This window comes from Actinoalloteichus sp. AHMU CJ021 (assembly GCF_002895405.1).
In the GTDB taxonomy this organism is placed as follows: Bacteria; Actinomycetota; Actinomycetes; order Mycobacteriales; family Pseudonocardiaceae; genus Actinoalloteichus_B; species Actinoalloteichus_B caeruleus.
The window spans coordinates 5,778,211-5,799,094 of record NZ_CP025990.1 but is presented as its reverse complement, the minus strand read 5'-3'; the positions used below and the strand labels follow the sequence as shown (position 1 = coordinate 5,799,094).

Genomic DNA, 20,884 nt, shown 5'->3' with positions numbered 1-20,884 from the left:
AGCCAAGAACAAGGAAACAAACGGGGACGATTCAGCGTCGGGAAAGGTTCACACACACGGAAACGAAATGTCAACCATTCTCCCGAAATCCGGACGCCACCGTTTCCCAGCACCGGCGATCGAATTCACCTGGCTCTCGAATACCCGTCGGAGGCGGAGTTCGACGGCCCGTCGACCAGCACCGGGATACCCCTGGACGGGTATTCCGAAAATCCCCCGTCCGTCGCATTCCGGTGGCCTGCTCGCCACGTCGGTCCGCGTTTCCGCGTTCCCGTCAACGTCGTGTTCGACAGCGGCGTGCCGAACACCGTCGAACCGGCGGGCCGGCCTCAGTGCTGGGTGTGGCGCAGCACGCAGAGCATGCTCTCCGGGGGGAGCGCGTGCGGGGCGGGCTCCTCGCAGGCCCGCAGGCGCGCTCGGATGTCCTCCGGGTCCACGCCACTGCCAATCAGGACCAGGGTGCTGGTCCTGCCCTCACCTCGGCGCCACCGGGTGGGTTCGAACCGGAGGAAGCTGCCCACCGCGTGCACGGTGTACCGCTCCCGGTGGCCGGGGACGCCGAAGTGGACGAATCCCTTGATGCGGTAGAGCCCGGTGGGGCGTGCGTCCAGGAAGTCCATCAACCGACGGGGGTGCAGGGCCTGGTCGGTCACGAAGTCCACGGCCTCGTAGTGCTCGTGGAGGTGGTCGTGGTCGTGCCTGGTCGCGGCCAGGAGTTCGTCGAAGGACAGTTGCCGCGGCACCGAGTCGGACTGGGCGGGGAGGCGGCGGTCGAACAGGAGGCCGGGGTCGAGCCGACCGCGAGTGGTGGCCACCACGGGCACCTCCTCGACGATGTCCCGGAGAACGGCGGTCAGCCGGTGCCGGTCGTCAGCCGCCAGCCGGTCGACCTTGTTGAGGACCACCAGGTCGGCCACTCTGAGCTGGGCGTCCACCTCGGGGTGCCGCTCGCGGGTCCGCTCGAACTCGACGGCGTCGACGACCTCCACCAGGCCGCCGTAGGTGATCGCGTCGTTGTCGCTGGCCAGGAGGAGCCTGATCAGGTCGCGCGGTTCGGCGAGCCCGCTCGCCTCGACGACGATGACGTCCAGTCGCCTCGATGGGCGGGCGAGCCGGCCGAGGAGGTCGTCGAGACCGCTGGCGTCGACCGCGCAGCAGAGACAGCCGTTGGAGAGCGACACTGTGGAGTCCACGTGCCCGGCCACGCTCATGGCGTCGATGTTGACGCTGCCGAAGTCGTTGACGACCACGCCGATCCGGAGCCCGTCGGCGTTGCCCAGCAGGTGGTTGAGCAGGGTGGTCTTCCCCGCTCCGAGGTGTCCGGCGAGGATCACCACCGGAATGCGAGCGCTGCCCATCGTGCCTCTCCCCGGGTGGCGCGGGATGTGCCTGTGGGCGGCCGATCGTAGCGGCGCCGCCGGACCCGCCACCGGCCGGGGTGGGGCGGTGACGAGCACCTCGCACGGGGCTCACGCGAGCGGCCGCCGTGAGCGGCCCGAGGCCCGGCGGCGTGCGCGCCCGCACCGGTTCCCTCCCCGGTCCCGCGTCCGGCAGGCCAGCCGCGGCGGTGTCCCGTCCTGGTCCTGGGTGTCTCAGCCGCCCGCGACCGGTCGAGGCATCGCGCGGTTCCGGGTGTTCCCCGCGGCCGGCAGCCGCACCAGCTCGTGGTGTGGACCCACGCCGTGGGGTGTTCGGCGTGCGCCCGGTGGTCCGGGGAGCGGGGAAATGGGCCCGAGGTCCCCGTGGCAGCCCCTCACCGCCCCGCACCGGCCGGGGCGTACTCGTCGGTCAGGGCGTCCGCCAGCGCGCTGACCAGGGGGCTGACCTGGTCGGCGAGCGTCCAGGACGCGGACCAGGTGGGGTCGAGTTCGAGGAAGTACCACTGCCCGCCGGGCGTCACAGCCCAGTCACTGGCCGCGCAGGTCAGACCCAGGGTGTCGACCATCTCCACGACGGCGGCGGCGACGTCGCCGGGGACCGTGACCGGTCGGTACGGGAGGTGGTGGGCTGGTCGGTGCCAGTCGTGCCGCCCACCGAAGCCGGGTTCGTGGTCCACCGCCACCCCGAACGCGCGTCGGCCGACGACGGTGATCCGGACGGACCGCGCGGCGGGCACGGCTGCCTGGAACAGGTGGGTGCGCGTCCGCCCGCCGGCGCCGTCCGCGCTGGCTCCGGGCAGTCCGCACGGGGCGCACCCCGGGGCCGCCGGGGCGTCGGGAACGGATCGGTAGACCACTCCGCTCCCGGCGCGCAGGGAGCAGAAGGCCGCCGCGGTGCCAGGGTCGCTCGTGATCAGCGTCTCGGGAACCCGCAGGCCGCACCGCGTCGCGGCGGCCAGCTGCCGGGGCAGCTGGTCGGCCTCCGCGACGCGCCGTGGATGGTTGCACCAGCGGATTCCCGTGTCGCGGGGGAGGAAGGTCTGCCCGTGCTCCGGGCACGTCCCGGTCACCCTCGCCGACCACCGGGGCAGACGCCGCCAGTCGCGGTGGCCCGGCCGGGGAGCCGGCCACCACACCGAACGCACCTCGGCGAGCGGCCGGGGCTGGGGTGAGGTCGGCTCGGCGAGGGAGCAGCCATCGCCACCGGGTATGGACGGCGTTCCGGTGAGCATCGCCCGGGCGTCGACCGGGAACACGCTGACCTGTCGGCGCAGGAGTTCCACCACCACCGGATCGGCGGTCGGATCGACGCCTCCCGTCACCACCACCAGGATCTGCATGTCGCTCCGCTCCCGTCACCTGGGCCACCGCGCCCCGGTGCGGCGGCCCGAACCCGGGTCGTGGGCGGCGCCGCCGGTCCGCACGGCCCGCCACCACCGTGAGGTGAACGGTGGACGGTGCCCGTCGCCTCGAATGTCGTGTACCGGACCCGGTATAGCGGAATCGGAAAGTTGAGGACCTGAAGTTCAGGTTTTGTCGTCCGAAGGTGTCATACTTCGCGCCTTCTCACCGAAAGCGTCGTCGGCGCGGGAAAGGGGCGGCAACGCTGGAGGGGGTGGGGTCGCGCTGGTGTGGACCTGGCACGAAACCCCGCTCGGCCCAATCCCACCCCCTGAACGGGTGGTTGCCGGGAGGCGCGGGGGGCGCCCTAAGGTCAATCGCTATGAGCACCGCTCAGGGAGGGCTGGGCCCTCGCCTCCGCCAGCTCCGGGAGCGTTCCGGCATCAGTGCGCGGCGGCTGGCGGAACTGGTGGGGATGAGCCCCTCCACGGTCTGCCGCGTCGAGACCGCGAAGCGGCTCCCGACCGAGACCGAGGTCGCCTCCATCCTGGCGGCGTTGGGTGTCGCGGGTGAGACCCGCGCGGAACTCGTGGCGGAGGCCCGGAGGGCGCGGTACCCGAACTGGTGGGAGACGGCGCACCCGGCACTGCCGGCCGGGGTGTCGGCCCTCCTCGAGTTGGAGGGCCGGGCGACCCGCATCGTCGACGTCTCGGTGCTGGTGGTGCCCGCGCTGCTGCGCACCCCCGAGTACGCCAGGACCCTCGTCGGATTGGACGGCCTGGACCGGGAGGCGGTCGAGGCCCGGGTGGCGGTGCTCGTGGGACGCCAGGCGATCCTGTCGGGTGAATCGGTCACGCTGACGGCGTTCGTGGACGAGCAGGTGTTGCGCCGTCCGGTCGGCGGGCCGGCGGCGATGGCTCGACAACTGCGGCATCTCGCCCGGATGGCGACGAGGCCGAACGTCGTGGTCCGGGTCATCCCGGTGGATGTCGGGGCGCACCCGGCGCTCAGGGGTCCGAGCCTGGTCCTGGAGTTCGCCCGCGGCGGCCCGGTGGTGCACCTCGAGCACTGCCTCTCCGATGCCTTCCTCACCGACCCGGCCCAGGTCCGACCCCACGTCGAGGCATTGCCCGCGCTGGACGCGGTGGCGCTCTCCCCCGACGCGTCCCGGGAACTGGTCCTGGGTCACGCCGACGAGATGGAACAGCAGCACTGCGAGCGGGGACTGGACTGGCTGGCGCACCTGACCCCCCGGGCGCCGGACGGCTGAGGGCACTCCCGGTCGGGTCGTGGGAGTGGCCGAGGTCGGGTCGGGGACCCGCCGGTGTCCGCGCCCCGCCGTCCGGTCGGCGCACGCGCGGTCGGCCGCCGCACCACGAGCCCCGGGGGGAAGGGGCGTAGAACACGGCGTCCTCCTCCGTGCGCTGGACGATCGTCGATGGTCCAACCCGACCGCGCACCGCGTACGAACGGTCGAACCGCCGGCACATACGATCGTCGGCATGACGACGACTGTCACCCTCTCCACCTCGCACGGCAACATCGTTCTGGAGCTCGACGAGCAGCGCGCCCCCATCACCGTCAAGAACTTCGTGGCGTACGCCCAGGCCGGCCACTACGACGGCACGGTCTTCCACCGGGTGATCCCCGGTTTCATGATCCAGGGTGGCGGTTTCGAGCCCGGCCTCAAGCAGAAGAAGACCAACGACCCGATCAAGAACGAGGCCGACAACGGCCTGAAGAACGTGCGGTACAGCGTCGCCATGGCCCGGACGTCGGTCGTCGACTCCGCGACCGCGCAGTTCTTCATCAACCTGAGCGACAACGACTTCCTGAACCACGGCAGCCGTGACTTCGGCTACGCCGTGTTCGGCAAGGTCATCGAGGGCCAGGACGTGGTGGACCAGATCGCGGCGGTGCCGACGGGCAACGCCGGCGGCCACCAGAACGTGCCCACCTCCGACGTGGTGATCACCACGGCCTCCGTCGCCTGAGCCGGTCGCCCCACCGGCGCCCACGCCCGCCCGGTCGGGACCGTGGGCGCCGGTCGTTCCGGCTCAGCGGGGCCGACCGGCGACGCCAGGCCGGGTCTGCCAGGGACGCGGCCCGGTGAGTGGCCGGTACTCCACCCCCAGGGCGTCGAGCCGGGGCAGGTGGTGCGCGGCGAGCCGCCGTTCGAACCCGTCGGGTTCGCGGGCCTCACGGGGGCTCCACACGACCTCGGCGAAGGCCGCGAGCCGGGGGAAGGCGGCGTAGTCGACCCGGCGCGGCGAGTCGAGGTGCTCGCTCCACAGTTGGGCCTGTGCTCCGAGCACCCGCGCGGCCACCGCGTCCGGCGTCCCCGGTGGAACCGGTTCGTAGCGGTAGACGTCGGCCAGGGTCCGCAGGAAGCCGACCGGGACGGGCTCGTCGGGGTGTTCGGACTGGCGGTGGTCGAGGTAGACGTGCTGTTCGGGGCAGAGCAGGACGTCATGCCCGGCCGCCGCCGCCCGGTGGCCCGTCTCGACGCCCCGCCAGCACCCGATCACCGCCTCGGCGGGCAGGTCGGGGCCGTCCAGGATCTCGTCCCAACCGAGTGCCCGCCGTCCCCGGTCGTGCAGGTGGTCCACCATCCGCCGTACGAACCACCCGTGCAGGTCGGCCGGCCGGGCGAGCCCGAGTTCCGCCGCCCTGCGCCGGGCCAGCGGGCTGTAGTCCCACTGCTCGGTGGGCACCTCGTCCCCGCCCAGGCACACCACGGGAGAGGGGAACACCTCCATCACGTGGTCGAAGACGTCCCGGAAGAACGCGACCGTGTGGTCGGAGGCGTTGAGGATGTTGGAATTGACCCCCCACGACGGCCACACGTCCAGCAGGCGGCTCTGTTCGTTGCCCAGTTCGGGGTAGGCCGCGATCGCGGCCTGGCTGTGGCCCGGCACGTCGACCTCGGGGACCACCATGACGTGCTGTTCGGCCGCGTAGGCGACGATCTCCCGGAGGTCGGTGGTGGTGTAGTGACCGCCGTGCGGCCGGTCGTCGAAGGCGTCCGGGGTGCCGCGTCCCACCATGGAGCGCCGCCGCCACCCACCCACCTCGGTCAGCCGGGGGTAGCGCGGAACCTCCAACCGCCACCCCTGGTCGTCGGTCAGGTGCAGGTGCAGGACGTTGAGCTTGTGCGCGGCCGCCAGGTCGACGAACCGGAGCACCTCCCTGGTGGGCAGGAAATGCCGGGCCACGTCGAGCAGACATCCCCGCCACCCGAAGCGGGGCCGGTCCACGATCCGGCCGCAGGGCAGCGACCAGTGGCGGGGACCGGTGGGCGCGGCGCGGAAGGCGGCGGGCCCGAGCAGCTGCCGCAGGGTCTGCGCCGCGTGGTGGGCGCCGGCGGGGTCGGTGGCCGCGACGGTCACGAGCCGTTCGGTGAGTTCGATCCGGTAGCCGGCGGGCCCGGGAACCGTCCGGTCGAGGGTGAACCGGATCGAGCCGCCGTTCCCGGTGGAGTTCAGCGGCAACCCGGTGGCCGCGCCGAGTCGGCGCCGCAACCACCGCACGGTGTCGGCGGTGGCGCGGTCCCCCACCAGGGCGGTGGAGGTGTCGAGGGTGAACCGGCCGGGTGTCGGTACCGCCGACACCGGACGCGGCAGCAGACCGTCGAAGGACAACGTGATCACCCCTTCACGGCGCCGGCGAGCCCCGACACCAGATGGCGTTGCACGAGGACGAAGAAGACCAGGACGGGAATGGTGAGCAGCGTCGAACCCGCCATGATCGCTCCCCAGTCGTTGCCCTCCGGGGAGAAGAACACCAGGATGGCCATCGGCAGGGTCTGGTTCTCCGTGGCGGAGATGATGAAGGTCCTGGCGAAGAGGAAGTCGTTCCAGGCGTGGATGAACGACAGGACGCTCATCGCGACGAGGCCGGGTGCGACCAGCGGGAAGAGCACCTGCCACGTGAAGCGGAACCGGCTGGCCCCGTCGAGGGTGGCCGCTTCCTCCAGTTCCCTCGGCACCGCGGCGACGAATCCCCGCAACATCCAGATCGCGAACGGCAGGCTGAACGCCAGGTGCACCAGCACCAGCGAGCCGAGGTGGTTCAGGCCCAGCTGCGGTACCACGCCCCCGACCGAGCGCATGAGGAAGAACAGCGGGATCGTCAGCGCCTCGACCGGCACCATCTGGGCCACCAGCAGCATCACGGCGAGCACGGTGCGGCCCCGGAAGCGGAACCGGGTGAGGGCGACGGCGGCCAGGAACGACAGGAACAGCGAGAGCACCACGACGGCCAGGGCGACGACCACGCTGTTCAGGAGGTACCCGCCCAGGCCCTCGACCTGGAGGACCCGGCGGAAGTTGTCCCAGGTGGGGGCGGTGGTCCACGGGCGGGGTGCGCTGCTCTGGATCTCCCCCGGGTGTTTGACCGCCGACAACACCATCCAGTACAGGGGGAAGGCGACGACGAGGGCGATGAGCAGGGTGAGGACCTCGGCCAGGGTCCGCCCCGGACGGGCGAGGAGACGTCTCCGGCGGTGCCCGGGGGCCGCGGTGCTCATGACTCCTCCGTCCCCCGCTGGGCCCGCAGGTAGCCCAGGGTGATCAGTAGCAGGATGCCGGTCATGACCACGCCGATCGCGGCGCCCAGACCGTAGTTCGACGCGGCGAACGCCTCCTGGTAGGCGTAGACGTTGAGCACCAGGTTGCGACCGGCGACCCCGCCGCCGTTGGTCATCACGTAGATCTGGGTGAAGACCTTGAAGTCCCAGATGATCGACTGGATGGTGGCCACCACCAGCAGGCCGCGCAGCATGGGGATGATGACACCGCGCAGGGTCCGCCACGGACTGGCGCCGTCCAGCGCGGCCGCCTCGAGGACGTCAGCCGGGATGGACCGGATCCCGGCGTAGACGGTGATCATGACGAACGGGAACGAACACCAGACGACCTGCGCGGCGACGAGCCCGAAGGCCACGTAGCGGTCGTAGGTCCAGGAGAAGTTCTCCATGCCCGCGAGGCCGATCCCCGCGAGCACCTCGTTCACCAGGCCGAAGTCCTGGTCGAACAGGAAGAGCCACACCGTGGACCCCGCGACGGCCGGCGTCGCCCATGCGCCGAGGGCGGCGAGGAACAGCGCCATCCTGGGGACGACCCGGACTCGGCTGGCGAGCACGGCGAGCCCGATACCGACGGCGAGGCTGCCCACCACGCACACGGCGGCGAAGACGCAGGTCTGGACGAGGACGGTCCAGAAGCGGGGCTCCCCGAGCAGCCGCGTGTAGTTGTCCAGGCCCACGAAGTCCAGCGGTGCTCCCCCGCTGGCCTGGGCCTGCCCGTAGTCGAACAGCGAGATGACCCCGAGTTGGTACAGGGGGTAGGCCAGCATCGCGGCGAGCACGAGCCCGGCGGGGGCCAGGTAGAGCAGGGCGATCCTGAGGTCGGAGGACCGGCGCCGGCGGCGTCGTGGTGCGCCACCGCCTGGGGGACGGGCGTCGCCGGGAGCGGTGGTCGTGGCCGGGACCCGCATGGTCAGCTCCCGAAGGCGACGTTCATGGCGTCGGCGGCGTCGGCCGTCGCGCTGTCCACGGACTCCCCGGTGGCCACGCGCTGCACCATGGTCGGCAGCACCGCCTGCGCGTCGATGCGCGCCCAGGCCGGGGTGGGGGGCACGAAACGGGTTCCGGCGCGCAGGGTCTCCACGAACGGTCGCACGGCGGGGTCCTCGTCGGCGAGGTCACGTTGCAGGTCGGCGAAGGTGGGCAGGTTCCCCATGGCGGCGTACATCTCCCGCTGGTACTCCTTGCCGCCGAGGAGCTGGACGAACTCGCGGGCGAGGGTGGACCGGCGGGAGGAGCCGAGCACCCCGAGGAGGTTGCCGCCGGCGAACGCCGGCGCGATGGTGCCCGGTTCGGTGCCCGGCAGGGGGACGACCGCGTACCGACCGGCCGCCTCGCCCGCGTCGACCGCCGCGCGGTTGAAGTCACCGCCGATGGTCATCGCCGCGGCACCGGAGGCGAAGACCTGCACGCTCTGGGTTCCCGTGAGCATGGCGCACTGCTCGGGCGGGCAGATGTCGGGCGCGAGGAGGGAGGAGAACAGGTCCACGCCCGCCCGGGATTCGGGGCTGTCCACGGTGGCCCGCCACGTCCCGTCCCGCTGTTCGGCGAGGCCCCCGCCGACGGCCCAGAGGAACGGCATCAGGGCGTAGTGGTAGTTGCCGCCCACCGCGATCCCGTACAGCTCGGGGCGGGCCGCCCTGATCCTCCTGGCGGTGTCGCGCAGCTCGGTGAGGGTGCGGGGCGGTGCCAGGCCGAGCTCGTCGAAGACGTCCGTCCGGTAGTACAGGGCCCGCGCCCCCGTGTACCAGGGCAGGCCGTAGACCCGGCCGTCGACGGTGGCCGTGTCCAGCACGGAGGGGAGGAGGTCCTGCGCCTCCGGCCACGTGGCCAACGCCTCGGTGAGGTCGGCGAACCCGTTCGCCTCGACGTAGGCGGCGAGATCGGTGTTGCCGAACTCGGCGACGTCCGGGGCGCTGGCGGGGTCGTTGAAGGCGCCCGTGAAGCGCTCGGACCTGGCGTCGACCTGGAGGTAGCTGACGTCGACCTCGACATCCTCGTACTGCGCCTCGAACTCGGCCACCGCGCGGTTCACCACCTCTTCCTTGGGGCCGCGGTCGGCCTCGTCGAACAGCCAGACCCGCAGGGTGCCGGTGAGGTCGTCCTCCTCCGCGAGGCCGCTGGTGACCTGGGGTGGCCCGCAGGCGGCGAGTGCCAGCACCAGCAGGGACAGCGTGGCGGCCGGGGCGGGTGTTCTCCGTGGCATGGGTCCTCCGTCGGAGTCGACTCGGTGGTGCGCTGGGTGCCGGGGTGGGCTCCGTTCTCCAGCCGTGGGCCCCCTGGTGCTCCGGTGACGCGGACGGACGCGGGACGCCTCGCGCGGGTGCGGGTGGACGGGCCTCGCCGGGAGCGGGGCCGGGGGCGGTGGGCTGGGACGGCCACGACCCGTGGACCCGTTACTGGGCCGCGCGCTCCGGGTTCGTGGGCTCGGCCGCGTGTGGGCGGGGTCAGGGGTGGAAGGCGAGGAAGCAGACTCCGGGGACGGCCAGCGCTGGCGTGCCGTGGGTCAACAACCCGGTCCTGGCGTCCCGGGTGAGCCTGGTGACGGTCCCCGAGTCCTGGTTGGCCACGTAGAGGGCGCGCTCGCCCGGGTCGAGGGCGAAGTGCCGTGGCCAGGCTCCGCCGGTGGGGGTGTTGCCGAGCAGTGCCAGCGACTCGTGCGAGGGGGCATGGCGCCCGGGGGTGTCGTGGGTGGAGGTGGCGAACACCGCGATGTCGTCGTCTCCCCGGTTGGAGGCGTAGACGAACCGCCCGTCCTCGGACACCGCGATCTCGGCCGGGAAGTTGTCGCCCGACGCGGTGGGGTGCCGGGTGCTGGTCGTCCCCCCAGGGGTGATGCGTCCGGTGGTGGCGTCCCACCCGAGCACGGTGACCGTCGAGTCCAGTTCGCCGAGCAGGTAGGCGCGTCGCCCGTCGGGGTGGAAGGCCAGGTGACGGGGCCCGGTCCCCGGCGGCAGATCGCACCGCTGGTGCGCGCGCAGTCGCCCCGCCCGGGCGTCGAGGGTGTAGACGAACACGGCGTCGGCGCCGAGGTCGACCGCGAGTACCCAGCGGCCGCTGGGGTCCGGGAGGATCTGGTGGGCGTGCGGGTCTCGGGTTCCGCCGGGGTGGCGGACGAGGTGGGTGGCCGGGCGGAGCCGCCCGTCGGCTCCCAGCGGGTGCACCACCACGGAGCCGTCGGTGTAGTTGGCGGTCAGCAGGAACCGGCCGTCCGAGGTCACGCTGAGGTGGGTGGGTCCCGCGCCGTGGGTGGGTTCGGAGTTCAGCACGGTGGGCCGGTGTGGGTTGGCCAGGCTCAGGGCGGTGACCCGGCCCTCGGGGACGAGTTCGTTGGTGGCGTAGAGGAAACGCCCGCTCGGGGAGAAGGCCAGGAACGAGGGGTCGGGGACCCCGCCGACGGTGGAACTCCGCGCCAGCTCACCGGTTCCCTGGTCGTACCCGGCGATCTCCAGGTCGCCGCCGGGCGGGTGGGTCCAGGAGAATCCTCCCAGGTAGACCGGGGTCAGCGTCGGGTCGGCACCGGTGCCCGCCGGGGCGGACGCTCCCGCCGCCGCTCCCGCCGCGCCGTGGTGGATGGGCAGGAGGGCCGCGCCGACCGCGGCACTCGTCGTCAGCAGGAACCGTCGTCGGTTGGTTTCGGCGGACATCGTGCGCCCCTCCCTGGTCGTCGCGCCGGGTGTGAGCGGTACGCGGATCGGACCGTGGTCATGGGTCGGGTGGTGGACGGCCTGGTGTCACCTCGCCGGGCGGCGGTCGCCGCCTCGGGTCCACCCAGTCTGCACGGGCACCGAGGATGTGGTATAGACCATTTCGGCGCAATCGACCGGACATCTTGTCGGACTGGGCCGTTCGGTGTCGGCGGGCCCGCCTCCTCCTGGTGGAGCGCCGGGGTGGGCCTGGTACTCCGCCGTCGCGCCGTCCCCGACGCCCGCCCGTGACGACGCCCGCTCGGGTACGGGGTGGTGGGTTCCCTGCCACGTTCCCCGCGCTCTGGCGCCCGTCCCTCGTGGCGGCGCACCCCGCGCCCGTCCGCCCGCACCCGACGGTCCCCCACCCGACGGGTCTCCCACCCCCGGGGGGTCGGCTCGGACACGGCACCCGTGCCGGCAGGGCATCGGGGCGGTTCAGCTGCCCCCGCGCGCGACCACGAGAGCACCCTCGCGCCGCAGGGCGCGGCCGGGGAGCGCGTCGGTGCGCCGGCCGTCCGCGATGACCGGGACCCCGTTGACCAGCACCCAGGGGATTCCCACGGCGGGCGTGCGGGGTTGGGCGAACGTCGCCGCGTCGAGCACGGTGCGGGGGTCGAAGAGCACGAGGTCCGCGGTGTTCCCCCGCCGGATGCGGCCCCGGTCGCGCAGTCCGATCCGGTCGGCGGCGCGGCCGGTCATGCGGGCCACGCACTCCGCCAGCCCGAGCACCCCCCATTCCCGGACGTAGCGGCCCAGCAGGCGGGGGAACGTGCCCCAGGCGCGCGGATGGGGTCTCGCGCCCACGAGGATGCCGTCGCTGCCCACCGTGTGCCTCGGGTGGCGCATGATCTCCCGGACGTTGTCCTCGTGCCCGACGTGCATCAGGCAGGTCGTGCCCAGTCGGTCGGCGAGCAGGACGTCCAGGTACAGCTCGCCGGCGGGGCGACCGAGCCCGCGCGCCGAGGCCGCGACGGTGTGCCCCACCAGGTGACCGTGGGCGGCGGTGTCGGCGACGCCGTTGATCTCGATGGTGTCCCAGTCGACCGGGACGCCGTGGCAGCCGTCGGACCCCTCGACCTCCAGCGCGTGGAGGACGGCGGCACGCCGCTCGACGTCACGGAGGAGGTGCGGGATGGCGTGCACGCCGCCGGCCGCGGCCCAGCTGGGGAGCAGGGCGTGCAGGGAGGTGCTGCCGGCCCGGTACGGGTAGGTGTCGAGGCTGACGTCGAGGCCCGAGGCGAGGGCCCGGTCGACCAGGGCCAGGAGTTCCCCCGCGCGGCCCCGGTTGACCTCGAAGTTCATCGTCGCGTGGGTCAGGTGCACTGCGCACCCGGCCCGTGCTCCGATGTCGATCACCTCCGCGTAGGCCTCCAGTGCCCCGGCACCGTAACCGCGGTGGTGGGGGGCGTAGTAGCCGCCGTGGCGGGCGACGACCTCGCAGAGCGCGACCAGTTCGTCGGTGCTGGCGAACATGCCGGGCGGGTAGGTGAGCCCGGAGGACATCCCGACGGCGCCCTCGCTCAGCGCGGTGTCGAGCAGCCGCCGCATGTCGTGGATCTCGGCGGGGCTGGCGGGCCGGTCGTCGTGGCCCACGCACAGCATCCGCAACGTGCCCTGCGGGACCAGGTAGGCGACGTTGGTGGCGACACCGCGGTCGAGGCGGTCCAGGTACTCACCCACCGACCGCCAGGTCCAGGCGAAACCGGCCGGATCACCGTTCCACCCGGCGAGCTGGACCCGCAGCGCGTCCAGGGCCTCGGCGTCCACCGGGGCGTAGGACAGGCCGTCCTGCCCGAGGACCTCCAGGGTCACGCCCTGCGACACCTTGGCCAGGTGGTCGGGCTCGGCGAGGACGCGCAGGTCGGAGTGGGAGTGCATGTCGATGAAGCCCGGGGCCAGGACCAGACCGTCGACGTCGAGCTGGCGGCATGCGGTCAGCCGGCCCGGTGGTCCGATGTCGACGATGCGGCCGTCGCGGACGAGCACGTCCGCACGCGTGCCCGGTGCTCCCGTTCCGTCGAGGACCAGCGCGCCCCTGATGGCCAGTTCCATACGTGTCCCGGTCCTTCCCGTTCCCCGGTGCCCGCGCCGGGTGGTCGTACCGGGGCGGGCGGCCGACCACCGGTCGCCGTGGCCGACGCCGAGGTGCCCCACTCCGTCCAGGGTGATCGCCCGCCGCGACGCGACCCACACCGTGGGTAGCAGTCACCGGCCGATCTGGTCAACGGCGTCCCACCACGACCGGCACGCCGGCGGGGCCGCCGGCGTGCCGGGTTCCAGCGGAACGGGGTGAGACGCACGTGAGACTCCACGGGGCGCCGGGACTCCTAACGTCAGGGATGTCAGGGCACCAACGACCTGGTCCGGTGCCACCCTCGCGGCCCTGACGGTGGGAACCGCCGGCCCGGGAGCGACACGAGGGGGTTTCCATGATTCGTCGACTGCGTACCGCGGTGGTCGCCGGCGTGCTGGCGCTGGGAGGAATGCTGGCGGTGCAGGCGCCCGCGATGGCCTCGGCCGCGCCGGCCACGGCGGGCACGAAGGTCGTCCTGGTGGACGAGGCGGAGGCGGACATGGTGGCGCAGAGCTGCCGGTACGCCGGGTACTTCATCTACTCCGACGGTCGGGTGGTGCACGTCTACGTGTGCGAGGCGGCCTGATCGCCCGGCGGGTCCGGTTCGCCCGGGCCCGCCGCTGCCTCCCTTCGTGTGATCGCGACCCGTTCCGCCCTCGGATCCGGGCCTCAGCGGCTACATCAGAGCTGAGCGGCGCACCCGCGCTCGGGAGGGAGGCGCGACGTGGACTGGGGGGACGGGGAGGGGACGCGGCCGACCGCGGGGCAGTCCCGTGCGCTCGCGGCGGTGTCCGGGGCGCTCGCGCACGCCGGGCCCGGGCACGTCGTCGCGCTCGTCGGCCCGCTGGGGGTGGGCAAGAGCACGCTGCTGGCGTTCCTCGCACGGGGCGAGCCGGTCATCGAGGCACGACGGGCCGGGGCGCGGGTCGGTGTCCGACGCGCGCTGGGCTCGGCCCGGCCCGTCGTGTACGTCGACGGTGATGAGGGACCCGGCCTCGCCCGAACCGTCCGGGAGGAACTGGACCGCGCCGGCTCCGACGCGCCACGGGTGGTGGTCACCAGCCGTCGCCCCCTGCTGCCGGCGCGGTCCCCCGCCGGGCCGCTGACCTCCGTGCCGGTCCCACCCTGGAACGACGAGGAGATCCGGTCCCACGCCAGGGCTCTCGGCCTGGAAACCGGGGTGGACCTGGTGGCCGGCCTCGCCGGGGGGATCCCGCTGGTGGCCGCCTGCCTGGCTCGGGCGCTGCTGTCCGGTGTCCCCGCGGAGGCACCGGGGGCGGTGGCCGACCGGGCGCTGCGGGAGCTGTCGCGGCGGCTGGCACGGGAGCGGGCGGCCTCCCGGGCTCGGGACGTCCTCGACTCGCTGGCCGTGGTGGGTCACGGGGACGAGGAACTGCTCGGCGAACTCGTCGAGGGCCCGCGGGGGCAGGGCTGGTTCTCCGCGCTGGCCGACCTGAGCCTGGTCACCACCACCACCTCGGGGCTGGCGGTGGCGGAACCGTTCCGGACGCTGTTGGACCTGAGCTACCGGTGGCGCCGCCCTGTCGCCCACCAGGTGGCCCTGACCAGGGCCGCCGCCCGCAACCGCCGGCGGTTGGACTCGGCTCGGGGCGGGGCGCGGCGTCCGCTGACCGAACACGCCCTGTTCCTCACCGGTCATCCGCTGCTGCGCGAGACCCTGTTCCCGCCGGGAGCAGAGGGGTTCGGGGTGCGGCGCGCCACACCCCGGGACCACGACCGGATCGGCGAGCTGGTGCGCCAGTGGGCCGCCCGACGCGGGGTGGCGACCGCGCGGTGCGAGCGCCTGCTCGACGGCTGGTTGACCAGTACGGCGGACGGTTTCCACCTGGTGTGCGGGCCCGACGACCGCCCCTTGGGCATGACCTACACGCCGCGGATCACCGACGAGGCGCTCGGTGTCATCGAACCCCTGACCCAGCAGCACACCACTCGGATGCTCGGCGGAGGCGTCTTCACCGGCATGGCGGTCTGCGAACACCCCGGGGCGCACGCCGCCCTGCTCCGCCACATCGTCGCCGAGGGCATCAGCGGCGGACGGCTGGTGATCTCGACCCCGTCACCGCAGTACCAGGATCTGGTCCAGGCGTTCGGGTTCGACTACTGGGGAGACACCCGCCACGACCCCTACGACTGCGGCCGCGCCTCCAAGCTCTACCACGAACGCTTCACCTGGGAGGGAATACCAGCCTGGCTCGACAAGGTGGCCGCCCTGACCTCACCCCGACAGGACGAGCCCGACCGCCGCTGGTGGACCCGGGCGGTACGCCAGGCACTGGAACACCTTCGCGACGACACCGGACTGGCGCGGAACCCCCTGCTCGCGGTGACCCTCGACCCGACTCCCCAGGGACTCCGGTCCCAGCTCGTCTCCTCGATCCGGGACCTCGCCGAGCACGAGGACCCGGTGCTCTCCCAGTGCGGCCGGATCCTGCGGGCCTATTACCTGCGGGGCCACCAGGAACACCACGCGGTGGCCCGCCAACTGCACCTGAGCCGGGCCACCTACTTCCGACGCCTGGACCGAGGGCTGGCCTGGCTCACCCAACACCTGCTCAGCCGCGACGAACCGGAGTGACCCGCCCCGACCACGCCGGACCACGAACACCGGGGCGGCCGGCCCCACCGGGCCGGCCGCCCCTTCCATGACGTGGTCAGCAGCTCCCGGTCTCCTCGTAGTCGGTGATCGCGGCGACCTTGGCCGCCGACGCGGAGGCCGGGTCGAACCGGTAGCCCAACCACTCCCTGGCCAACCGCCGGGCCAGTTCCAACCCGACGACCCGTTGACCGAAGGTCAGCACCTGGGCGTCGTTGCTCAGCACGGACCGCTCCACCGAGAAGCTGTCGTGCGCGGTGACGGCCCTGATACCGCGAACCTTGTTCGCGCTGATCGCGACACCGAGGCCGGTGCCGCACACCAGCAGCGCCCGGTCCGCCTCACCCCGGGCGACGAGTTCGGCCGCCGCCACGGCGATGTTGGGGTAGGCGGTGCCGTCCGCCTCGGTGACACCCACGTCGCGCACGGACGCGACCCGGGGGTCGGCCGCCAGGTCCTCCTTCAGCACGTCCTTGTAGGCCAGGCCGGCGTCGTCCGCCCCGACCACGATCCTCCACGCCGGGTTCACGCTCATGCCCGTTTCCCTTCCCCCTCGGTCCGCGCCATCGACGCGACGGTTCGGACGATGAGGGCCATCGAGACGGCCCCGGCGTCCGGTGTGCCCACGCTGCGTTCGGCCAACGGCCTGGCCCGCCCGACCCGGGGGACCAGGTTCGCCGTCTCCTCGGCGGCGCGGGTGGCCGCCGCCGCGGCGGTCGTCCACGCCTCCCGCCCGGCACCGCCGCTCCGCTCCAGGGCCTCCACGGCCGGGACCAGCGCGTCGAGCATCGTCTTGTCACCGACGGCGGCCCCGCCCAGTTGCCGGACGCGTTCCAGGAACGCCCGCGCCCCGGCGACGACGGCGGCGTGGTCAACGGCGCGGTCGTCCCCCAGCTCGGCACCGAAGGCCCGGAGCCCGGCCCCCCACAGCGCCCCCGAGGTGCCCCCGGCACGGGCCGCCCAGGCGTCCCCCGCCTCGGCGAGCGTGGACGCGGCTCCGGCGCCGCGGTCCACGGCGGCGCGGGCGGCGGGCTCGGCGGCGGTGACGCCCTTGACCATGCCCCGCCCGTGGTCACCGTCCCCGGCCACGGCGTCGATGCGACCCAGTTCGTCCTCCGCCGCCTCGATCGCGGCGCGCACCGCCTCGAGCACCTCGACCACGGTGCCGGCGAACTCCCGCGACTCGGGGGTGGCCCGCACCGCCGTGCCTCGCGGCTGGTCGCCGGGACCGGTGTCGGCGTGCCGGTTGGCGGCGAACAGCTCCGCCGGGGCGCGGGGGACCTCGCCGGTCCCCTTGCGGTAGGCGGGACTGTCGGCGGGGGCCCGCCACAGGCGTTCGAGCTCCTCGTCCAACCAGACCAGCGTCAGCGAGGCACCGGCCATGTCGAGGCTGGTGACCAGTTCCCCGACCTCCGGGTCGACCAGTTCCAGGCCGGCCGCCCTGAGCCGGGCGGCGACCCGGGTCCACACGACGAAGAGTTCCTCGTACTTGGTGCGGCCCAGTCCGTTGAGGATGACGCCCACCCGGTTCCCGGCACCCGAGGGTGTCTCGGCGAGGACCCCGTCGACGAAGGTGTCCGCGAGCTCCGACGCCGTGGGGAGGTCCACCTCGGACACGCCTGGTTCGCCGTGGATGCCCAGGCCTAGCCCCATCTTCCCGGCGGGGACGGTGAACAGCTGGCCATCCTGACCGGGCAGGGTGCACCCGTCGAAGGCCACGCCGAGCGTGCGGGTGGCGGCGTTGGCCGCCGCGGCGACCCGTTCCACCTCGTCGAGGGAGTACCCCGCCTCGGCGGCGGCGCCGGCGACCTTGAAGACGACGAAGTCACCGGCGATGCCGCGCCTGCGGGTCTCCTCCCCCGGCTGGGCCGAGGCGATGTCGTCGGTGACGACGACGGTGCGGGTGTCGACACCCTCCGCCCGCAACCGTTCCTGGGCGGCGCCGAAGTTCAGCACGTCGCCCGCGTAGTTGCCGTAGCTGAAGAGGACGCCCCCTCCTCGGTTGGCCGCCCGCGCGACGTCGTAGGCCTGCTGGGCGGATGGCGAGGTGAAGACGTTGCCGACCACGGCGCCGTCGGCGAAACCGGGGCCGACGACGCCGCAGAACGCCGGGTAGTGCCCGGAGCCACCGCCGACGACGACCGCCACCTTCCCCTCTGGGGTGTCCGAGGCGCGGACCACTCCGCCCTCCACCGGGCGGACCCGGTCGGAGTGGAGGTCGCAGAACCCGGCGAGCGCGTCCTCCGCGAAGCTCGCTGGGTCGTTGAACAGGCGTGTCACGAAAATCCTTCCTCTCCGGTCACGGGGTGATGATGAGTGCGGGCACGTAGGTGACCAGCGCGAGGACGGCGAGCGCCGCCAGGTAGAAGGGGACCAGCGCCACGACCGTGCGTTCGATCTTGATCCCCGCGATCGAGGTGGAGATGTAGAGCGTGGTACCCACCGGCGGGGTGAACAGGCCGATCGCCAGGTTCAGGACCACGATGATGCCGAGGTGGACCGGGTCGAGCCCGATACCGGCTGCCAGCGGGAGCAGCACCGGCGTCAGCAGCAGGATGGCCGGCGACATGTCCAGGAAGGCCCCGACGACCAGCATGATCACGTTCATGATCAGCAGGATGAGGACCGCGCTGCTGACGTTGTCCAGGAAGAAGGTCGCCAGCTTCGGCGGTACCTCCTCGACGGTGAGCAGCCAGCTCAGCGACGAGGAGACCATGATCAGCAGCATCACCACGCCGGTGGCGGCGGCGGTGTTCACCAACGACTTGGTCAGCATCCGCAGGGTGAGGTCCCGGTAGATCACCAGCCGGACGAGGACCGCGTACAGCGCGGCCAGGACCGCGACCTCGGTGACCGTGGCGATGCCACCGAAGAGGACCACGCGGATCAGGATGATCGGCAGCAGGATGGCCGGGGTGATGACCACGATGTCCTTCAGGACACCGCTCCAGCTCAGCTTCACCTTCTTGCGCGGGTAGTCCTTGCGCCAGGCCACCCACCAGCAGACGACCACGTAGGCCAACGCCAGCAGGATGCCCGGCACGATGCCGGCGATGAACAGCGCGGCCACCGAGGCACCGGAGACCGAGGCGTACAGGATCAGCGGGATGGACGGGGGCAGGATGACCCCGATGATGGACGTGGAGGAGTTCACGGCCGCCGCGAACGGCGCCGGGTAACCCTCCCGCTTCGTCCAGGGGATGAGGACGTTGCCGAGCCCGGACGCGTCGGCGACGGCCGAACCGGACACACCCGAGAACGCCAGGCTGGTGGCGATCGAGGCGTGGCCGAGGCCGCCCCGGAACCGCCCGATGACCCTGGTGGCGAGCCCGATCGCCCGTTGCCCGAGCTTCCCGCCCGCCAGCAGGTCGCCGGTGAGGATGAAGAACGGGATCGCCAGCAGCATGAAGTCGGTGCTGGGCGAGAACGCGGTCTGGGCGACGATCTGGAGGGGGAAGTCGCCGATCAGCAACAGCCCCACGACGGTCGCGGTGAGGATCGAGAACGCCACGGGGACGCTCACGGCGAGCAGGACGAAGAAGACCAGGAAGGCGATGCCCACCTCGATCATGCGGCACCTCCGGCGGTGGTGACCTGGGCGTGCACCGGACCGATCCGGATGCTGGAGACCAGCCGGCACCCGCACTGCACGGTGAGCGCGACGACGGCCAGCGCGAAGCCGGCGAAACTACCGACCACCGGCCACCCCAGGATCGGCGTGACCTGGGCGGTGAGCGGGGCGAGCAGCCGCAGGCTGACGAAGGTCAGGATGATCAGCACCACCGTGGACAACCCCCAGGCGGCGATGTCGACCACCCGGGCACGGGCCGGCGCCATGCGAGCCACGAAGAAGTCCACGGCCAGGTGACCGCCCCGGCCCATGGCGGCGATGACGCCGCCCGAGATCAACCACGGGAACAGGTAGGTCGGGAGTTCCGTCGCGTAGTCGGCGCTGCTGTTCATGAAGTACCGCAGCGCCACCCCGACGACGAGCACGAGACCGATCACGCTGATCGAGGCCACGGCGATGGCGGAACCGACCATGGTCAGGGCCCGGTTGACCCGCTCCTCGACGCTGCCCTCCGCGAACAGCCCGGGTGGCGTCGCCGTGTCGCCGTCCGGGGTGGGGGAGGTCGCCTCCCGGCCCTCGCCGGCTGGTTGTTCAGTCATGGGACACCTCGCTGGGACGGGTGTCCTCCACGGCCTGGACCAGCCGTTCGAACACCTCGGGGTACCGCTCCTCCCAGCGCTCGTACACGCTGTCCGTCGCGGCGCGGAACTCGTCGCGGTCGATCTCGGTGACCCGCATGGCGTCCTGGAACTCGGCGAGGATGCGGTCGGTCTGCTCGGCCATCAGCTGGCGCTGGTGGTCCCGAGCCTCGATCGCCGCGTCCTGGAGCAGCCGCTGGTCCTCCTCGGACAGCGACGTCCAGGTCTGCGTGCTCACCACGAAGGGCGTGACCTCGTACTTGTGCCCGCTGAGGGTCAGGTGGGTCTGCACCTCGTGCAGGTTCGAGGCCTCGATGTTGACCAGCGGGTTCTCCTGGCCGTCCACGGCGCCCTGCCGCAAGCCCAGGTAGAGCTCCCCGAAGGCCATCGGCGTCGGGTTGGCCCCGAGGGTGCCGAAGATGTCGATGGTCATGCCGTCGTCCGGGGTGCGGATCTTCAGCCCGGCCAGGTCCGAGGAGTCCTCGACGGCGCGCCGGCTGTTGGTGACGTGGCGGATCCCGTTGTCCCACCAGGCCAGGACCTTGTAGCCCTTCTCCTCGGCCATCTCGGCGAACTCGTCGCCGACCGGGCCGTCGAGCACCTCGTAGGCGTGCTCGGGGGTGTCGAAGAGGAAGGGCAGGCCCACGAGGGTGAGCTCGGGGACGCTGGTGGCCAGCGGGCCCTGGGAGTTGACGGTCATGTCCAGGGTGCCCGAGGCGATGGACACCATCATCTCCGAGTCGGAGCCGAGCTGTTCGGAGCCGAAGACCTGGACGCGGAGCCGTTCCGAGGACTTCTCGCCCACGATCTGGCTGAACCGTTCGGCCGCTTCGGCGCGTGGGTTGCCAGGCGCCGCGCCGTGCCCGAGCAGCAGGCGCCGGGAGTCGTCGCCGACCCCGCAGCCGCTCGCCAGGAGCGCCGCCGCGAGCGGGAACGCCCACAGCGCCCGCCGCCAGCGCTTCGCGCTCGGTTTCTGGGTGGCTCGCACCGTGC

At 72.6% G+C, this 20,884-nt stretch carries 17 protein-coding genes; 4 read left to right on the top strand and 13 right to left on the bottom strand.

Annotated elements, in window-relative coordinates:
• Window positions 1-329: 329 nt before the first annotated feature.
• Together C1701_RS24325 and C1701_RS24320 are read right to left on the bottom strand one after the other, a co-directional pair.
• Entirely contained in the window at window positions 330-1,358 is a 1,029-nt protein-coding gene (locus C1701_RS24325; RefSeq protein ID WP_026418076.1) for a CobW family GTP-binding protein, read from the bottom strand.
• Window positions 1,359-1,753: 395 nt separating this feature from the next.
• Window positions 1,754-2,719: a hypothetical protein gene (locus tag C1701_RS24320; RefSeq protein WP_026418077.1), complete on the bottom strand. Its 966-nt coding sequence runs from the start codon at window positions 2,717-2,719 to the stop codon at window positions 1,754-1,756.
• A 383-nt stretch (window positions 2,720-3,102) separates the two neighbouring features.
• Here C1701_RS24320 and C1701_RS24315 point away from each other — a divergent pair, with 383 nt between their 5' ends.
• The gene (locus tag C1701_RS24315; RefSeq protein ID WP_016701301.1) at window positions 3,103-3,990 is read left to right on the top strand and encodes a helix-turn-helix domain-containing protein; all 888 of its coding nucleotides are present in this window, start codon (window positions 3,103-3,105) and stop codon (window positions 3,988-3,990) included.
• A 232-nt stretch (window positions 3,991-4,222) separates the two neighbouring features.
• Window positions 4,223-4,714, top strand: coding sequence for a peptidylprolyl isomerase (locus tag C1701_RS24310; protein WP_030228035.1), 492 nt, complete (start codon window positions 4,223-4,225; stop codon window positions 4,712-4,714).
• Window positions 4,715-4,777: 63 nt separating this feature from the next.
• Here the strand turns inward: C1701_RS24310 and C1701_RS24305 are convergent, their stop codons facing one another.
• From C1701_RS24305 to C1701_RS24280, 6 genes are all read right to left on the bottom strand, one after another.
• The gene (locus tag C1701_RS24305; protein ID WP_035291728.1) at window positions 4,778-6,361 is read right to left on the bottom strand and encodes a beta-N-acetylhexosaminidase; all 1,584 of its coding nucleotides are present in this window, start codon (window positions 6,359-6,361) and stop codon (window positions 4,778-4,780) included.
• Between the two features lie 5 nt (window positions 6,362-6,366).
• Window positions 6,367-7,248 (bottom strand): carbohydrate ABC transporter permease, encoded by an 882-nt coding sequence (locus C1701_RS24300; RefSeq protein WP_030105672.1) that lies wholly within the window; start codon window positions 7,246-7,248, stop codon window positions 6,367-6,369.
• The gene (locus tag C1701_RS24295; RefSeq protein WP_337661930.1) at window positions 7,245-8,216 is read right to left on the bottom strand and encodes a carbohydrate ABC transporter permease; all 972 of its coding nucleotides are present in this window, start codon (window positions 8,214-8,216) and stop codon (window positions 7,245-7,247) included. Before C1701_RS24295 ends, C1701_RS24300 begins: the two co-directional genes overlap by 4 nt.
• A gap of 2 nt (window positions 8,217-8,218) precedes the next feature.
• Window positions 8,219-9,511 (bottom strand): extracellular solute-binding protein, encoded by a 1,293-nt coding sequence (locus C1701_RS24290; protein ID WP_030228041.1) that lies wholly within the window; start codon window positions 9,509-9,511, stop codon window positions 8,219-8,221.
• A 241-nt stretch (window positions 9,512-9,752) separates the two neighbouring features.
• Window positions 9,753-10,952 (bottom strand): lactonase family protein, encoded by a 1,200-nt coding sequence (locus tag C1701_RS24285; protein ID WP_103056694.1) that lies wholly within the window; start codon window positions 10,950-10,952, stop codon window positions 9,753-9,755.
• A gap of 477 nt (window positions 10,953-11,429) precedes the next feature.
• Window positions 11,430-13,046: an N-acyl-D-amino-acid deacylase family protein gene (locus C1701_RS24280; RefSeq protein WP_103056693.1), complete on the bottom strand. Its 1,617-nt coding sequence runs from the start codon at window positions 13,044-13,046 to the stop codon at window positions 11,430-11,432.
• Window positions 13,047-13,423: 377 nt separating this feature from the next.
• Between C1701_RS24280 and C1701_RS24275 the strand changes: the two genes are divergently transcribed.
• Entirely contained in the window at window positions 13,424-13,654 is a 231-nt protein-coding gene (locus tag C1701_RS24275) for a hypothetical protein (protein ID WP_155886064.1), read from the top strand.
• Window positions 13,655-13,792: 138 nt separating this feature from the next.
• A complete protein-coding gene (locus C1701_RS24270) occupies window positions 13,793-15,664 on the top strand; it encodes a hypothetical protein (RefSeq protein ID WP_103056692.1) in 1,872 nt (623 codons plus the stop codon).
• Window positions 15,665-15,740: 76 nt separating this feature from the next.
• Here the strand turns inward: C1701_RS24270 and C1701_RS24265 are convergent, their stop codons facing one another.
• The 5 genes from C1701_RS24265 to C1701_RS24245 are packed head-to-tail and all read right to left on the bottom strand — an operon-like array spanning window position 15,741 to window position 20,879.
• On the bottom strand, window positions 15,741-16,217 hold the full coding sequence (locus tag C1701_RS24265) for a ribose-5-phosphate isomerase (RefSeq protein WP_026418087.1): 477 nt from the start codon (window positions 16,215-16,217) through the stop codon (window positions 15,741-15,743).
• Window positions 16,214-17,962 carry a dihydroxyacetone kinase family protein gene (locus tag C1701_RS24260; protein ID WP_103056691.1) on the bottom strand — a complete coding sequence of 583 codons (1,749 nt, stop codon included), beginning with the start codon at window positions 17,960-17,962 and terminating at the stop codon, window positions 16,214-16,216. The genes C1701_RS24265 and C1701_RS24260 overlap by 4 nt, the downstream gene beginning before the upstream one ends.
• Window positions 17,963-17,981: 19 nt before the next feature.
• Window positions 17,982-19,253: a TRAP transporter large permease gene (locus C1701_RS24255; protein ID WP_051313701.1), complete on the bottom strand. Its 1,272-nt coding sequence runs from the start codon at window positions 19,251-19,253 to the stop codon at window positions 17,982-17,984.
• A complete protein-coding gene (locus tag C1701_RS24250) occupies window positions 19,250-19,852 on the bottom strand; it encodes a TRAP transporter small permease (protein ID WP_026418090.1) in 603 nt (200 codons plus the stop codon). Before C1701_RS24250 ends, C1701_RS24255 begins: the two co-directional genes overlap by 4 nt.
• On the bottom strand, window positions 19,845-20,879 hold the full coding sequence (locus C1701_RS24245; RefSeq protein WP_211237478.1) for a TRAP transporter substrate-binding protein: 1,035 nt from the start codon (window positions 20,877-20,879) through the stop codon (window positions 19,845-19,847). The genes C1701_RS24250 and C1701_RS24245 overlap by 8 nt, the downstream gene beginning before the upstream one ends.
• Window positions 20,880-20,884 lie beyond the last annotated feature (5 nt).

Excerpts from the sequence above, each read along its gene's own strand:
- C1701_RS24325 (WP_026418076.1), bottom strand. The coding sequence starts at position 1,358 with ATGGGCAGCGCTCGCATTCCGGTGGTGATCCTCGCCGGACACCTCGGA.
- C1701_RS24320 (WP_026418077.1), bottom strand. The coding sequence starts at position 2,719 with ATGCAGATCCTGGTGGTGGTGACGGGAGGCGTCGATCCGACCGCCGAT.
- C1701_RS24315 (WP_016701301.1), top strand. The coding sequence starts at position 3,103 with ATGAGCACCGCTCAGGGAGGGCTGGGCCCTCGCCTCCGCCAGCTCCGG.
- C1701_RS24310 (WP_030228035.1), top strand. The coding sequence starts at position 4,223 with ATGACGACGACTGTCACCCTCTCCACCTCGCACGGCAACATCGTTCTG.
- C1701_RS24300 (WP_030105672.1), bottom strand. The coding sequence starts at position 7,248 with ATGAGCACCGCGGCCCCCGGGCACCGCCGGAGACGTCTCCTCGCCCGT.
- C1701_RS24295 (WP_337661930.1), bottom strand. The coding sequence starts at position 8,216 with ATGCGGGTCCCGGCCACGACCACCGCTCCCGGCGACGCCCGTCCCCCA.
- C1701_RS24290 (WP_030228041.1), bottom strand. The coding sequence starts at position 9,511 with ATGCCACGGAGAACACCCGCCCCGGCCGCCACGCTGTCCCTGCTGGTG.
- C1701_RS24285 (WP_103056694.1), bottom strand. The coding sequence starts at position 10,952 with ATGTCCGCCGAAACCAACCGACGACGGTTCCTGCTGACGACGAGTGCC.
- C1701_RS24280 (WP_103056693.1), bottom strand. The coding sequence starts at position 13,046 with ATGGAACTGGCCATCAGGGGCGCGCTGGTCCTCGACGGAACGGGAGCA.
- C1701_RS24275 (WP_155886064.1), top strand. The coding sequence starts at position 13,424 with ATGATTCGTCGACTGCGTACCGCGGTGGTCGCCGGCGTGCTGGCGCTG.
- C1701_RS24265 (WP_026418087.1), bottom strand. The coding sequence starts at position 16,217 with ATGAGCGTGAACCCGGCGTGGAGGATCGTGGTCGGGGCGGACGACGCC.
- C1701_RS24255 (WP_051313701.1), bottom strand. The coding sequence starts at position 19,253 with ATGATCGAGGTGGGCATCGCCTTCCTGGTCTTCTTCGTCCTGCTCGCC.
- C1701_RS24250 (WP_026418090.1), bottom strand. The coding sequence starts at position 19,852 with ATGACTGAACAACCAGCCGGCGAGGGCCGGGAGGCGACCTCCCCCACC.